This window comes from Citrifermentans bremense R1 (genome assembly GCF_000426865.1).
Taxonomy (GTDB): domain Bacteria; phylum Desulfobacterota; class Desulfuromonadia; order Geobacterales; family Geobacteraceae; genus Geomonas; species Geomonas bremensis.
Genome location: NZ_AUGE01000019.1, coordinates 42,772 through 58,087, shown reverse-complemented (window position 1 = coordinate 58,087; position 15,316 = coordinate 42,772). Strand labels below are relative to the sequence as shown.

Here is a 15,316-nt window from a genome sequence, read left to right as displayed (position 1 = left end):
TTTGATCTTCTCAAAACATTGTTCACTCTTACCGCAAACACGAACTACAACTGCGGCCTGAATATAATGAAAAGAGAAGGTAACGCGCCCTAATTATGCCGCAACCTCTTGTCTTTACAGGATTTAACCGTTAACGCTAACCTATAAAGCAGTTGACAGTCCCCCCAATACTCTAGTATATTTCGCCGACCCACTTTATTAACCCTATGAGGTATAGATCCGCATGAAGGAAATACTTTCCGGCAACGAAGCCATTGCCAGGGGTGCTTACGAGGCAGGGGTGAAAGTTGCCTGTGCTTACCCTGGTACCCCCTCCACAGAGATCCTGGAAAACACGATCCGGTACCAGGAGATAGACTCCTCCTGGGCCACCAACGAAAAGGTCGCGCTGGAAGTCGGCATCGGCGCCTCTTTCGTCGGCGCCCGCTCCCTGGTCACCATGAAGCACGTCGGCGTCAACGTAGCAGCCGATCCTCTTTTCACCCTTTCCTACACCGGCGTCAACGGCGGGCTCCTGCTGATCTGTGCCGATGACCCCGAGCTCCATTCCTCCCAGAACGAACAGGACAGCCGCAACTACGCCAAGTTCGCCAAGATCCCGATGCTGGAGCCGGCGGATTCGCAGGAATGCCTTGAGTTCACCAAGCTCGCCTACGAGATCTCGGAGCGTCACGACACCCCGGTCATGCTCCGCACCACCACCCGCATCTCGCACAGCAAGTCGGTGGTGACGCTGGGCGAGAGGGTCGCCGCCATAGCCGAGCCGAAACTGGCGCGCAATGCCGCCAAGTTCGTCATGCTCCCGGGCAACGCCCGCGGGCGGCACTACGTCGTCGAGGACCGGATCACCACGCTCTCCAAGGAAGGGTGTTCCATGTCCATCAACAGGATGGAGCTGCGCGACAAGAAGATCGGCGTCATCACCGCGGGCATCAGCTACCAGCACGTGCGCGAGGCGCTCCCCGAGGCATCGGTGTTGAAGCTCGGCATGGTGTTCCCGCTTCCCTTCGACCTGATCCGCGAGTTCGCCTCCAAGGTGGACAAGCTCTACGTGGTCGAGGAGCTCGACGCCTTCATCGAGGACCAGGTGAAAGCAATCGGCATCCCGGTGACCGGCAAAGAGATCATCTCCCTTTGCGGCGAGCTCACCCCGGGCCGGGTCAGGAAAGCCTTCGGTCTTCCAGAGAACGCACAGGGGACCGTGGAGAAACTCCCGGGGCGCCCCCCCAACATGTGCCCGGGCTGCCCGCACCGCGGCGTGTTCTACACCCTGAAACAGCTGAACGCCTACGTCTCCGGCGATATCGGCTGCTATACGCTGGGCTTCATGCCGCCTCTTTCCGCCATGGACACCTGCGTCTGCATGGGCGCCTCCATCGGCATGGCGACCGGTGCAGCCAAGGTGCTCCCCCCGGAGGAGAGGAAAAAGGTGGTGGCCGTGATCGGCGACTCGACCTTCCTCCACACCGGCATCAACGGCCTCATGGACATGGTCTACAACAAGGGGGCCGCGACGGTCATCATCCTGGACAACAGGATCACCGCCATGACCGGCCGCCAGGAAAACCCCGGTTCCGGCCACACCCTCATGAACGAGCCGACCAACGCCATCGATTTCCCGATGCTTTGTCAGGCGATCGGCGTGAAGAACATCCGCACCATCAACCCGCTGGACCTGGACGAGTGCCAGAGGGTGATCGCAGAAGAGATGGAGCGCCCCGAGACCTCGGTCATCATCACCGACAAGCCGTGCGTCCTCATCAAGAAGGAAGGGGTCTTCACCCCGGGCAAGCCGCTTGCCGTCGCCGAGGATAGCTGCATCGGCTGCCGCGCCTGCCTCAAGATCGGCTGCCCGGCCATCGAGTGGGTCCCCTCCAGCGGCAAGAAGGGCCAAGCCAAGATCGATCCGCTTTTGTGCAACGGTTGCGACGTCTGCAGGCAGCTGTGCAAGTTCTCTGCGATTCAGGAGGCGAAATGAGCGACAAGATAACCAACATCCTCCTGGTGGGCGTGGGCGGCCAGGGCATCCTGCTTGCCGCCGAGATCCTTTCCGAGACCTTCATGCTGGCTGGATTCGACGTCAAGAAGAGCGAGATCCACGGCATGTCCCAGAGGGGGGGCTCCGTCGTCTCTCACGTGCGCTACGGCAAAGAGGTCTTCTCCCCGATGGTTCCCGAAGGGGAGGGGGACATCCTCTTCGGGTTCGAGCTGATGGAGAGCTACCGCTACCTGTCGCTCTTGAAGCCCGGCGGGACCGTCATCGTCAACGACCTCTGCATAGCTCCCCCCGCGGTGCTCCTGGGGCAGGAGCCGTACCCGGAAGGGCTGGCGCTGAAGATCCAGGAGCTTTGCCCCGACTGCCTGCTGGTCGATGGGCAGAACATTGCCATCGAGGCCGGCAACGCCCGCGCCGCGAACACCGTGCTTCTGGGCGCTGTATCCAAGCGACTCGACGTCGAGGAGAAGTACTGGCTCGAAGCTATCGAGAAGATGGTGCCCAAGAAGGCGCTGGCAGTGAACCTCAAGGCGTTCCAGCTCGGCCGTTCGCTGGGGTAAAGACAAGGAAAAGCATTACCACAGAGGTCACAGAGGGGCACAGAGGTCTCAGGGGAACCCCAAAAGATTCTCGGTTTAACCCCAAAGCTTTTCTCGTTTTCCTCCGTGACCTCAGCGAACCTCCGGGACCTCTGTGGTAAAGCTTCAGGTTTTGATTTAAGGAGTCAGCTATGTTCTTCAACGAGGAGTTCGAGACGCTTCCCAGGGAGGCTATCGAGGCACTGCAGCTCAAAAGGCTCAAGTCGATGGTGGCGCGCGTTCAACAAAACGTCCCCTTCTACAAGGAGTCGCTGGCCAAGGCGGGAGTCAACGCCGATTCCATAAAGTCCCTGGCGGACCTGGCCCGGCTCCCCTTCACCTACAAGCAGGACATGCGCGACTCCTACCCGTACCGCCTCTTCGCGGTGCCGATGGAGGACATCGTACGCATCCACGCCTCTTCCGGCACCACCGGCAAACCCACGGTGGTCGGCTACACCCAGAAGGACATCGACACCTGGAGCGAGTTGATGGCCCGCTCGTTTGTAGCCGCCGGGGTGCACAAGGGCGACATCATTCACAACTCCTACGGTTACGGCCTCTTCACCGGCGGCCTGGGCGCGCATTACGGCGCCGAGCGGCTGGGGGCGTCGGTCATCCCGATGTCCGGGGGTAACACCAAGAAGCAGATCATGATCATGCAGGACTTCGGTTCCACCGTCCTCACCTGCACCCCTTCCTACTCGCTATACATGGCGGAGGCCGCCAAGGAAGAGGGGATCGACTTCCGCGACCTGAAGCTCAAGGTCGGCATCTTCGGCGCGGAGCCCTGGTCCGAGGCGATGCGCCTCGACATCGAGGAGAAGCTGAACCTCTCCGCGGTCGACATCTATGGCCTCTCCGAGATCATGGGACCCGGCGTCGCCATCGAGTGCTGCGAGGCGAAAAAGGGGCTCCACGTCTGGGAGGACCACTTCATCCCCGAGATCATCAACCCCGAGACCGGAGAAGTGCTTCCCGAAGGGCAGAAGGGTGAGCTGGTCATCACCACCATCACCAAGGAAGGAATTCCGCTCATCCGCTACCGGACCCGCGACATCACCTCCATCACCTACGAGCCCTGCATCTGTGGCAGAACACACGCACGCATCGCCCGCATGAGCGGAAGAAGCGACGACATGCTGATCATCCGCGGCGTCAACGTCTTCCCGTCGCAGATCGAGGCGATCCTCATGGGGGTCGAAGGGGTCGAGCCGCACTACGTCCTCATCGTGGACAGAAAGGACAACCTGGACACGCTCGAAGTGCAGGTCGAGGTGGGCGAGAACATCTTCTCCGACGAGATCAAGCATCTCCAGGCGCTCTCCACGAAGATCGAGAAGCAGATCAAGGAAATGCTGGGGGTCACCTGCCGCGTAAGGCTCGTGGAACCCAAGAGCATCATCCGCAGCGAAGGCAAGGCCAAGAGGGTCATCGACAACAGGAACAAAGCCTAAGGGGGATACCATGTACGTAGAACAGATCTCCATATTCATCGAAAACAAGTTCGGACGTCTGGCAGAGGTGACCCGCATCCTGGGCGATGCCGGAGTCAACATCCGCACCCTTTCCCTGGCGGATACCTCGGATTTCGGGATCCTGCGCCTCATCGTCAACGACGCCGAGAAGGCGAAGTCGGTGCTGAAGGATCGCGGCTTCACGGTCAGCAAGACCGAGGTGGTAGCCGTAGAGATCCCGGACCGCCCCGGCGGGCTCGCCGACATCCTCCAGGTGCTGGACGCAGGCGGCATCAACGTCGAGTACATGTACGCCTTCGTCGAGCGCTGCGGCGAGAACGCGGTGATGATCTTCCGCTTCGACGAGACGCAGAAGGCGATCGAGGCGCTCACCGCCAAGAGCTTCAACGTGCTGCCGGGCGACCGGCTGTACAGCATGTAATTGAGAAGTCCCGCTTTGAAAAATGGGATTTGATCTCGTTCCCAAGGTCCACCTTGGGAACGCAAGGCCTGTGCTAAGCTCCGGCTTCCGTCTGGTGCAAAGCTGGAGCTTGGGAACCAGAGAAAAAACGCCGCCGGAAGTGGGCTAACCGGTCTTGCTCTGTAGTGCTTTTGGTAGCGGTTCGACTGAAACATCTTTTCAGGGGGGAAGATGAGAAAGATTCTGGTGGGGCCCAGCTCTATCAAAGCCACGGCGTCGCCTCCAAGAAGTACATCGAGCTCGCCAGCGCCCAGGCCGCTCAGGGGGTCATGCTCCCTGCCGGCAAGCTCGCCGTATTCGACCTCTTGAAGAAGACCGACCCGCAGGCGAAGCTCCTCAAGGAGTACAACGACTCCTACAAGAAGGCCTACGGCGTCGAGGCTTCCACCTTCGGCGGCTACGCCTACGACGGCTTCCATTTGATCGCCGCTACTGTGAAGAAGGGGGCCGTCACCCCGGCGCAGATCCGCGACGGCATAGAGAAGGGTGGGAGCATGGTCGGGGTGTCCGGCATCTTCAAGATGAGCCCTAAAGACCACAACGGTCTCGACCTCTCCGCATTCGAGATGGTTCGCATCGATAAAGGCGATTGGGTCATCGTACATTGATTTAATGCGGCAATGCTGCCGCTCCTTCAAGGGGGAGATATCCGTGAGAAAACTGATTACCACTGCTCTTGCACTATTTACCTTGCTCTGTCTTTCCACCGTGGCCTATGCCGCCGCTCCCATCAAGATCGGCGGGCTTTTCGCCGTGACCGGGCCCGCCTCTTTCCTGGGGGAGCCTGAGCGCAACACCGCCCAGATGGTGGTCGACGAGATCAACAAGGCAGGCGGCATAAAAGGTCGCAAGATTGAGCTGATCACCTACGACACCGTCGGTGACACCACCAAGGCGGTGCAGCTTGCCAACAAGCTGATCAAGAACGACAAGGTGGTCGCCATCATCGGCCCCAGCACCACCGGCGACAGCATGGCCATCATCCCGGTGGTCGAGAAGGCCGGGATCCCGCTCATTTCCTGTGCTGCCGGGAGCAAGATCACCGAGCCGGTGAAAAAGTGGGTTTTCAAGACGGCCCAGAACGACGGGCTCGCCGTCGCCAGGATCTATGAGCAGCTGAAAAAAGAGAAAAAGACCAAGGTGGCAATACTCACCGTCTCCGACGGCTTCGGCTCTTCGGGGCGCGAGCAGTTGAAGGCCCAGGCGAAGGTCTACGGCATCCAGATCCTTTCCGACGACACCTACGGCCCGAAGGACACCGACATGACCGCGCAGCTCACCAAGATCCGCGGGTCGCAGGCGCAGGCGGTGATCTGCTGGGGCACCAACCCCGGTCCCGCCGTGGTGGCAAGAAACGCCAAGCAGCTCGGCCTCAAGATCCCGCTCTACATGAGCCACGGCGTTTCCTCCAAGAAATTCATCGTGCTGGCCGGGGACGCGGCAGACGGTATCAGGCTCCCCTCCGGGAAGGTGCTCGTCGCCGACCTGCTGCCGAAAAACGACAAGCAGAAGGCTTCGCTCCTTTCCTTCATCAAGGACTACCAGAACCACTACAAGGCCGAGGGCGACCACTTCGGCGGCCACGCCTGGGATGCGGTCATGCTTCTCAAAGGCGCCATCGAGCGGGGAGGGGACACCCCTGCCGGTATCCGCAACGCGCTCGAAACAACCCGCAACTTCGCCGGCATCGGCGGCGTTTTCAACTTCTCGCCCAGGGACCACGCCGGCCTGACGAAAGAGGCATTCACCCTGGTTGAAGTCCGCAAAAAAGACTGGGTGTTGGTCAAGTAAAGAGGATTCATGGAGCTTTTAAATCAGGTATCGCAATTCGTCATATCGGGGCTCGCCACCGGCGCCATCTACGCCCTGATTGGCCTCAGCTTCGCGATCATATTCAACTCCACCGGCATCATCAACTTCGCCCAGGGTGAGTTCGTCATGCTCGGCGGAGTGCTTACCATACTCTGCATCAACGCGCTGCAACTCCCGCTTCTGGCTGCGATCTGCGCCGCCGTTGCGGGGACCACCGTCATCGGGCTTGTTTTTGAGCGGCTTGCCATCAGGCCGCTCAAAAACGCCACCCCGCTCGCGCTCATCATCATCACCATCGGCGCCAGCATCCTGATCCGCGGCTTGGTGATGCTCCTTTGGGGCAAGGACACCCAGGCGCTCCCGGCCTTTTCGGGGAACGATCCCATCTCCGTTGCTGGGGCGACGCTACTGCCGCAGCATCTCTGGATCTTCGGCGTCACCATCCTCGTCATCGTCGGCTGCCGGCTCTTCTTCCACCACACCATCAGCGGCAAGGCGATGCGCGCCTGCTCCTTCAACCCGCGCGCCGCGAACCTGGTCGGCGTCAGCGTCGGCAGGATGGTGCTTTTCTCCTTCGTCATCAGCGCAGCCGTGGGCTCTTTGGCAGGCGTCATCATAGCGCCGCTCACCATGACGGCTTACGACGTCGGCGTGATGCTGGGCCTGAAGGGGTTTTGCGCCGCCATCATGGGGGGGATGGGAAGCGGCCTGGGGACCGTTTTAGGCGGCCTGATCCTGGGGGCGCTGGAATCTTTGGGCGCCGGGCTCATCTCCTCCGGCTACAAGGACGCCATCGCCTTCTTAATCCTGCTCCTCATCCTTTTCATCCGTCCTCAGGGGCTCTTCAAAAAGGGTGAAACCGATAGGGTGTAACAGTTGTTTTTTGGTATCGATCTTCTGCTGGATAAGGTTCAATTTTGAAATCGGACAAACTCAAATTCTTCGCTTTCTGCCTGGCGGTGCTCCTCGCCCCCTTGCCTCTCTCCGGAAGCTACCTAACCAACGTCCTCGTCTTCGTCGGGGTCAACAGCATCCTCGCGCTGGGTCTCAACCTGCTGCTGGGCTTCGCCGGGCAGATCTCGCTCGGCCAGGCTGCCTTCTTCGGCCTGGGTGCCTACGGCTCGGGCGTGCTGACTTCGGTCTACGCCTTCAACCCCTGGGTCGCCATGGTCGTGGTCGCGCTTGCGGTCGCAGCCTTCGCCTTCGCCATCGGTTTCCCGGTGCTGCGCCTCAAGGGTCACTACCTTGCCATGGCCACCCTCGGCGTCGGCGTCATCGCCAACATCGCCTTCAACGAGACGGTCGACCTGACCGGCGGCCCCTCCGGCCTATCCGGCATCCCGAACCTCGCAATCGGCTCCTTCACCTTCGACACCGACCTGAAGAACTACTACCTGGTCTGGGGCTTCGCGCTGGTCATGATCCTGCTTTCGCTCAACCTGGTCAACTCCCGCTTCGGCCGCGGGCTGCGCGCCATCCACGATTCCGAGGTCGCTGCGCGGGTGATGGGGGTCAACGCCAGGCTGATGAAGGTGCAGGTTTTCACCCTTTCCGCCTTCATCTCGGCCATAGCGGGTAGCCTCTACTGCCACGTCATGACCTTTATCTCGCCCACCTCGTTCGGCTTCAACACCTCGGTGGAGCTTTTGACCATGATCGTCATCGGCGGCTTTGGGAGCGTATACGGCTCCATCCTTGGGGCGCTGCTTTTGACCATGCTGCCGGAGATACTGCGGACCTTCAACGATTACGACATCATCGTCTACGGCTTGTTGCTCGTCGTCATGACCATCTACATGCCGGGCGGGCTGGTAAAAGGCGTGCCCGCTCTCTTCAGGCGCCTCACCCCGAAGAAGGCGAAGGAGGGGGCCAATGCTTAACCTGAACGGCATAGGGAAGCGGTTCGGCGGTCTCACCGCCTTGGACGGGATCTCCTTCAACGTCGGCAAAGGTTCCATCACCGGGATCATCGGCCCCAACGGCGCCGGCAAGACCACGCTCTTCAACATCGCGACCGGGATCTATCCGCCGTCATGCGGCGCGGTGCTATTGGAGGGAAAAGACATCTCCAAGCTCCCTCCCGAGGGTCGCGCCCATCTGGGCCTGGTCCGGACCTTCCAGAACATCGAGCTCTTCGGCAAGATGACCGTGCTGGAGAACGTCATGGTCGGCCTGCACACCCAGAGCAAGTCCGGGATGTTCGCCTGCGCCTTCAGGATGCCGTGGCAGATGGGGGAGGAGAAGCGCATCCGCGCCCGTGCCCAAGAGCTGCTGGAATTCGTCGGTATCCCCGAGTTGGCCGATGTCGAGGCCGGCACACTTCCCTTCGGCAAGGGACGGCTTTTGGAGATCGCCCGTGCCATGGCGCTAGAGCCGAAGCTACTCCTTATGGACGAGCCGGCAGCGGGGCTTAACAGCAGCGAGACCGCGGAGCTTGCCGACCTGATCAAGAGGATCCGCGATCTGGGTATCACCGTGGCGCTCGTCGAGCACGACATGGACCTGGTGATGGACATCTGCGACCAGCTCGTGGTCTTGAACCTCGGCACCATGCTGGCAGAGGGGACCCCGAGAGAGATCCAGGACAACCAGGCTGTCATCACCGCTTATTTGGGCGAGGAGTAGTAAACCAGATAAAGATAAAGATAAAGATTGAGAAAAACCGAGTCTTTATCCTCTCCCTCTGGGCTAGGGAAGATGGACAACCCGGCCTAAGGAAATGGAATAGTAATGCTCAAGATCAAGAACATAAACGCCTATTACGGCAAGGTCCACGCGCTGAAGAACGTGTCGCTGCACCTGAACCGCGGCGAGATAGTCACCCTCATCGGCGCGAACGGTGCCGGCAAGACCACGCTCCTCAACACCTTGTCCGCCATTATTCCGACCGCGAGCGGCGAAATGGTGCTGGAAGGAAAGAACATCGCCGGACTCGCTGCCGACCGGGTGGTATCGCTGGGGCTCTCGCAGGTCCCCGAGGGGCGGCAGGTTTTCAACCCGCTCACAGTAGAGGAAAACCTGGAGCTTGGCGCATATCTGCGCTACCGCATGGGAGGGCAGAGGCAGGAGATTTCGGAGGACCTGGAGCGGATGTTCCAGATGTTCCCGCGGCTTAAGGAGCGCAGGCGGCAGGCCGCCGGCACCTTGTCCGGCGGAGAGCAGCAGATGCTCGCCATAGGCCGGGCGCTCATGGCGCGCCCGAAGCTGCTCCTATTGGACGAGCCCTCCATGGGGTTAGCGCCGCTGGTGGTGCAGGACATCTTCAAGGTCATCCGGATGTTGAGGGAAGAAGAGGGGACCTCCATCCTGCTGGTAGAGCAGAATGCCCGCGCCGCCCTCAAGGTCGCCGATCGCGGCTACGTGCTGGAGACAGGCAAGGTTATCCTCGAAGGAAAGGCCACCGAGCTTCTGGAAAACAAGGATGTGCAGCGCGCCTACCTCGGGCGTGATAAGAAGGAAATTTGGGAACGATGAGGAACGGCAATTGACGATTGACAATTGACAATTGACAACGCAAAACCCACTTTCCAACTTCTCCACGCTGCCATGTACTAGCTGTTATTTAACAATGCTTTAACCGTCAATTTTTGAAGTAATACATGGAATTGATTCATTCGGGTTTAATCGTCAATTGTCAATTGTCAATTATCAATTGGTTCTAGACGTTGGTTTTAGACGTCAATTGGTTTAAAGAGAGGGCTTATGTCAATTTGGGATCCGGATTACGAATGCATGCCGCGCGAGGAGATGGAGCAACTCCAGTTGGAGCGCCTCCAGGCTAGCCTCAACCGCGTGTACAAAAACGTCACCTGCTACCGGAACAAGTTCAAGGAACTGGGAATTGTCCCCGAGGATGTCACATCCCTCGCCGACCTCTCGAAGCTTCCCTTCACCACGAAGGAGGACCTGCGCCTCAACTATCCCTACGGCATGTTCGCGGTGCCGCTTCGGGAGGTGGTGCGCATCCACTCCTCCAGCGGCACCACCGGCAAGCCCACCGTCGTCGGCTACACCAAGCAGGACGTGAAGGTCTGGTCCAACCTGGTGGCGCGCTTCATGACTGCTGCCGGCGTCAACCACGACGACGTGGTGCAGATCGCCTTCGGCTACGGCCTCTTCACCGGCGCCTTCGGCCTCCATTACGGCTCGGAGATGATCGGCGCCTCGGTCATCCCGATGGGCGCAGGGAACACCGAAAAGCAGATCATGATCATGCAGGACTACCGCACCACGGCCCTGGTCTCGACGCCTAGCTACGCGGTGACCATAGCGGAGCGCATGGAGAAGATGGGAATCGATCCCAAGAGCCTCTGCCTCAAGGTGGGGCTCTTCGGCGGCGAACCCTGGTCCGAGGCGATGCGACGCGAGATCGAGAGCAGGCTCGGCATCTCGGCCACGGACAACTACGGGCTTTCCGAGGTGATCGGACCGGGCGTTGCCGGCGAATGCCAGTGCAAGTGCGGCATGCACATCTCCGAGGACGCCTTCTTGGCCGAGATCATCGACCCGGACACCGGCAAGACGCTCCCGCCGGGAAGCATCGGCGAACTGGTGCTTACCTCGCTCACCAAGGAAGCGTTCCCGATGGTCCGCTACCGCACCCGCGACATCACCTCGCTCGACTACACCAAGTGCGACTGCGGCAGGACCACGGTGCGCATGAAGAAGACCATGGGGCGCTCCGACGACATGCTGATCATCAAGGGCGTGAACGTCTACCCGTCTCAGATCGAGGACGTCCTCTTCGCCGTAGAAGGGTGCCAGCCGCACTACCAGCTGGTGGTCGACCGCAAGGGAGCGCTGGATACCCTGGAGATCAGGATAGAGGTGACCGAGAACATCTTCTTCGACGAGATGAAGCTGCAGAAGGCTTTCCTAGACAACGTAGAGCGCCGCATTGACTCAGTGCTCGGAGTTGGTGCCGTGGTGAAACTGGTTGAGCCTAACAGCATACCGAGGGCCGAAGGTAAAGCCTCCAGAGTCATTGACAATAGAAAAATCTAGACTAGCATTGGTTCCACCTTGCCTGACAGATCAGCTCAATCAGGAGAGGATGAATACTCAAAGGGCATTGCCCTCACAAGGAGGAATCATATGAAGAAGTTGGTTATTGTCTCGGTATCGGTACTGTCCCTGGCTGTGATGGCCGCTCCTGGAATCTGTGCGGCAAAGAAAGCCGAAAAGATCGATGCCAAGGCGAAATTCGACCAGCACTGCGTCGCATGCCACCCCAAAGGGGGAAACATCATAAGGCCTGACAAGACGCTCAGCAAGAAATCGCTGGCGGGCCACGGCATAAAGAGCGAGAAGGACATCGTCGCCAAGATGCGCAACCCCGGCGCGGGCATGACCAAGTTCGACGCCAAAGCAGTGCCCGATGCAGAGGCCACCGCCATCGCGAAGTACATCTTGACCACGTTCAAGTAGACCAAAACCACAAACTCAATTTAAAAAGCACCTGCGGGCTCTGTCCTCAGGTGCTTTTTTGCGTCCGGCTCACAATTGCGCTGAAGTGGCATCTTCCCCCACCCCGACCCTTTCCCGCTGGGGGAAGGAGGAAACGAGGTGAAACGAGAGGGGGCAGGACTTATACTTTCACAGGCAAAATCCAATGAGAAAGGGAGGACGGCGCTCTAACCAAACTTGCCTGGGCTAATTGACTTTTATCTACGGGATGTTAAACACCACTAATGTTTTTCACCTTAGATTAAGAAGGAGCGTGCCCATGTCCAAGAAATGGTCGCTGCGTAAATGGCCGGCTCTCCGGCAGATAGCCGAACGGGATCCTGCGGGCCTGGGAGAGTCGGCCATGTCGGAAAGAACCCGCGCGCTCAAGCCGCGCACGGCGGATGCCGACAGGGTGGTCGATTCGGTCTGCCCATACTGCGGCGTCGGCTGCGGCCAGAAGGTCTACGTCAAAGACGGCAAGATCATGGACATCGAGGGTGACTACGATTCCCCCATCTCCTTAGGTGCCCTCTGCCCGAAGGGATCGGCCAGCTCTCAACTGGTCGCCGGCACCCACAGAGTCAAGAAGGTCCTGTATCGCCGCCCGTATGGCACCAAATGGGAGGAGCTGCCGCTGCAAAAGGCGATGGAGATGGTCGCCGACCGGGTGAAAAAGACACGAGACGAAACCTGGGAGGAGCAGAATAAGAACGGGCACCTGTTAAGGCGCACGCTGGGTATCGCACACCTTGGCGGCGCCACCCTCGACAACGAGGAGAACTACCTGATCAAGAAACTGTTCTGCTCGCTGGGGATGGTCCAGGTCGAGAACCAGGCCCGAATATGACATTCCTCCACGGTCCCCGGTCTGGGGATCTCTTTCGGCAGGGGAGGCGCCACCACCTTCCAGCAGGATCTGCAACATGCAGACTGCATCCTGATCCAAGGCTCCAACATGGCCGAATGCCACCCGGTCGGCTTTCGCTGGGTCATGGAAGCCAAACGCAGAGGGGCGACCATAATCCACATCGACCCGCGCTTCACCCGCACCAGCGCCGTCGCCGACATCCACGTCCCGATCCGAGCCGGGAGCGACATCGCCTTCCTGGGCGCGCTCGTCAACTACATCATCAGCAACGATCTCTGGTTCAAGGATTACGTCGTCAATTACACCAACGCGGCCGCCCTCATCTCCAAGGATTTCCAGGACACCGAGGACCTGGACGGCCTGTTCAGCGGCTGGGACGTAGAAAAAGGGCAGTACGACCCGGCCTCCTGGCAGTACGAGGGGGTCGAGGTCTCGCCGGCAGCCGGGCACAGGGAGATGTTCAGCGGGGAGCCGCGTGCCGAGCGCGGCGCCATCATAGCCGCGGAAAAGCACGACTACACCCTGACCGATCCCAAATGCGTCTTCCAGATACTCAAGCGTCACTTCTCGCGCTACACCGCCGAAGTGGTCGAAGATGCGTGCGGCATCTCGAAGGCACTCTTCGAGAAGGTGGCGCGGGCGCTCTGCGACAACTCCGGGCGGGAAAGGACCAGCGCCATTTGCTACGCCGTCGGCTGGACCCAGCACACGGTCGGGGTCCAGTACATACGCACCGCCGCCATCATCCAACTCCTCTTGGGAAACATCGGCCGGCCCGGCGGCGGCATCATGGCGCTCAGGGGGCACGCCTCCATTCAAGGCTCCACGGACATCCCCACCCTCTACAACATGCTTCCCGGATACCTCCCCATGCCGAAAGCGTCCTACGACACCGACCTTCAGAAATACATCGAATTCAACGAATCGGCCTCGGGGTGGTGGAGCGAATTCCCAAAGTACATGGTCTCCTTGCTCAAGGCCTGGTACGGACCCGCGGCCACGGCTGAAAACCAGTGGTGCTACGACTATCTGCCGCACATAACCGGCGACCATTCCCACATGGTCACCGTCGCCGCCATGGCCGACGGCTTCGTGCAGGGGTATTTCGTCATGGGTGAGAACCCGGCTGTGGGTTCCATGAACACGGCGCTGCAGCGCAAAGGCCTCCGCCAGCTGAAATGGCTGGTGGTGAACGATTTCGCCCCGACCGAGACGGCCGAATTCTGGCGTAAGGCCCCGGAAATTGCCTCTGGGGAGATCAAGACAACCGACATCGCCACCGAGGTCTTCTTCTTCCCCTGCGCGGCCCACACCGAGAAGGAAGGTACCTTCACCAACACGCAACGGCTGCTGCAGTGGCGGCACAAGGCGGTGGAACCGCCTGGCGACTGCCGCTCCGATCTGCACTTCATCTGGCACCTGGGGCGGCGGCTCAAGGAGCTTTACCGCGACTCCACCGACTCCAAGGACCGCGCCATCCGCGACCTCACCTGGGATTACGGGAGCAAGGGGGCGATAGAAGAGCCCGAGGCCGAACAGGTGCTGGCGGAGATCAACGGCTACGATTCAAGCGAACAGAAATACATATCGGGCTACAAGGAGCTGAAAAGCGACGGGACCACGATCTGCGGCTGCTGGATCTACTGCGGCTGTTACAAGGACGGCGTGAATCAACCGGCCCGGCGCAAGCCGGCGAGCGAACAGAATTGGGTCGCGCCGGAGTGGGGATGGGCCTGGCCCGACAACCGGCGCCTCCTCTACAACAGGGCTTCCGCAGATCTGGAGGGGAAACCGTGGTCGGAGCGCAAAAAGTACATCTGGTGGGATGAGGAGCAAAAGAAGTGGACCGGCTACGACACCCCTGACTTCATCGTCAACCGCCCGCCCGACTACCGCCCGTCCCCTGACGCCAAGGGGATAGACACACTCTCAGGGATAGACCCATTCATCATGCAGGCGGAAGGGAAGGGGTGGCTCTACGATCCGAGCGGCCTTCTGGACGGCCCGCTCCCGACCCATTACGAGCCCGAAGAGTCTGTGCTCAAGAACCCGCTTTACGGCCAGCAATGCAACCCCGCGCGCATGGAATGGGTGCGGCGTGACAACCCCTACCACAAGGCGTGGGGAGACTCGCGCTATCCCTTCATCGCCACGACCTACCGGCTCACCGAGCACCACACCGCCGGAGGGATGAGCCGCTGGCTCCCCTGGCTTTGCGAGCTGCAGCCCGAGATGTTCATCGAGGTCTCGCCGGAACTGGCCGAACTGAGAGGGCTCAAAAACGGGGGCTGGGCCACGATCAGCACCATGCGGGGAGAAATCGAGGCACGGGTGCTGGTGACCGAACGCATGCAACCCTACGTGCAGAACGGCACTACGCTGCATACAGTGGGAATCCCCTATCACTGGAGCTACGTCGGGCGCTCCAGAGGGAACGCCGCCAATGAACTCACCGCCTTCATCGCCGACCCCAACGTCAGCATAGAGGAATCGAAGGCCTTCTCGGTACAGGTCATCGCCGGCCGCAAACGAAGCGATAGACGGGCTGCAGCCGGGGGCCCCCTTAACGAGTCGGACTCGGGTGGCCCCGAGCGCGACCACCCGCCGGTGCAGGAAAAGCCGGGAGGAAAGCACGGCCTTAAGGCAGGAAAGACCGAACTGACGGAGGAGGCGTGA

Annotated in this window: 12 protein-coding genes and 1 pseudogene; all 13 read left to right on the top strand. The window is 60.2% G+C overall.

What is annotated here, in order from left to right; genetic code table 11:
• Positions 1-223 precede the first annotated feature (223 nt).
• The 13 genes and pseudogenes from iorA (at position 224) to fdh (ending at position 15,316) form a co-directional block, all read left to right on the top strand.
• Positions 224-1,978 (top strand): indolepyruvate ferredoxin oxidoreductase subunit alpha, encoded by a 1,755-nt coding sequence (iorA, locus tag K419_RS0112560; RefSeq protein WP_026841906.1) that lies wholly within the window; start codon positions 224-226, stop codon positions 1,976-1,978.
• Positions 1,975-2,556: an indolepyruvate oxidoreductase subunit beta gene (locus tag K419_RS0112555; RefSeq protein ID WP_026841905.1), complete on the top strand. Its 582-nt coding sequence runs from the start codon at positions 1,975-1,977 to the stop codon at positions 2,554-2,556. The genes iorA and K419_RS0112555 overlap by 4 nt, the downstream gene beginning before the upstream one ends.
• A gap of 170 nt (positions 2,557-2,726) precedes the next feature.
• Entirely contained in the window at positions 2,727-4,031 is a 1,305-nt protein-coding gene (locus tag K419_RS0112550; protein ID WP_026841904.1) for a phenylacetate--CoA ligase family protein, read from the top strand.
• A 10-nt stretch (positions 4,032-4,041) separates the two neighbouring features.
• Entirely contained in the window at positions 4,042-4,473 is a 432-nt protein-coding gene (locus K419_RS0112545; RefSeq protein WP_026841903.1) for an ACT domain-containing protein, read from the top strand.
• Between the two features lie 233 nt (positions 4,474-4,706).
• Positions 4,707-5,120, top strand: a pseudogene (locus K419_RS0112540) (ABC transporter substrate-binding protein); the annotation flags it as partial.
• 43 nt (positions 5,121-5,163) lie between these two features.
• Positions 5,164-6,303, top strand: coding sequence for an ABC transporter substrate-binding protein (locus tag K419_RS0112535; RefSeq protein ID WP_026841901.1), 1,140 nt, complete (start codon positions 5,164-5,166; stop codon positions 6,301-6,303).
• Between the two features lie 9 nt (positions 6,304-6,312).
• Entirely contained in the window at positions 6,313-7,197 is an 885-nt protein-coding gene (locus tag K419_RS0112530) for a branched-chain amino acid ABC transporter permease (RefSeq protein ID WP_026841900.1), read from the top strand.
• Positions 7,198-7,241: 44 nt separating this feature from the next.
• Positions 7,242-8,204, top strand: coding sequence for a branched-chain amino acid ABC transporter permease (locus tag K419_RS0112525; protein WP_026841899.1), 963 nt, complete (start codon positions 7,242-7,244; stop codon positions 8,202-8,204).
• The gene (locus tag K419_RS0112520) at positions 8,197-8,949 is read left to right on the top strand and encodes an ABC transporter ATP-binding protein (RefSeq protein WP_012530619.1); all 753 of its coding nucleotides are present in this window, start codon (positions 8,197-8,199) and stop codon (positions 8,947-8,949) included. The genes K419_RS0112525 and K419_RS0112520 overlap by 8 nt, the downstream gene beginning before the upstream one ends.
• A gap of 105 nt (positions 8,950-9,054) precedes the next feature.
• Positions 9,055-9,798, top strand: coding sequence for an ABC transporter ATP-binding protein (locus K419_RS0112515; RefSeq protein ID WP_026841898.1), 744 nt, complete (start codon positions 9,055-9,057; stop codon positions 9,796-9,798).
• Between the two features lie 228 nt (positions 9,799-10,026).
• Positions 10,027-11,328 (top strand): phenylacetate--CoA ligase family protein, encoded by a 1,302-nt coding sequence (locus tag K419_RS0112510; RefSeq protein ID WP_026841897.1) that lies wholly within the window; start codon positions 10,027-10,029, stop codon positions 11,326-11,328.
• Positions 11,329-11,418: 90 nt separating this feature from the next.
• Positions 11,419-11,751 carry a c-type cytochrome gene (locus K419_RS0112505; protein ID WP_026841896.1) on the top strand — a complete coding sequence of 111 codons (333 nt, stop codon included), beginning with the start codon at positions 11,419-11,421 and terminating at the stop codon, positions 11,749-11,751.
• Positions 11,752-12,049: 298 nt separating this feature from the next.
• A complete protein-coding gene (gene fdh, locus K419_RS0112495; protein ID WP_084154221.1) occupies positions 12,050-15,316 on the top strand; it encodes a formate dehydrogenase in 3,267 nt (1,088 codons plus the stop codon).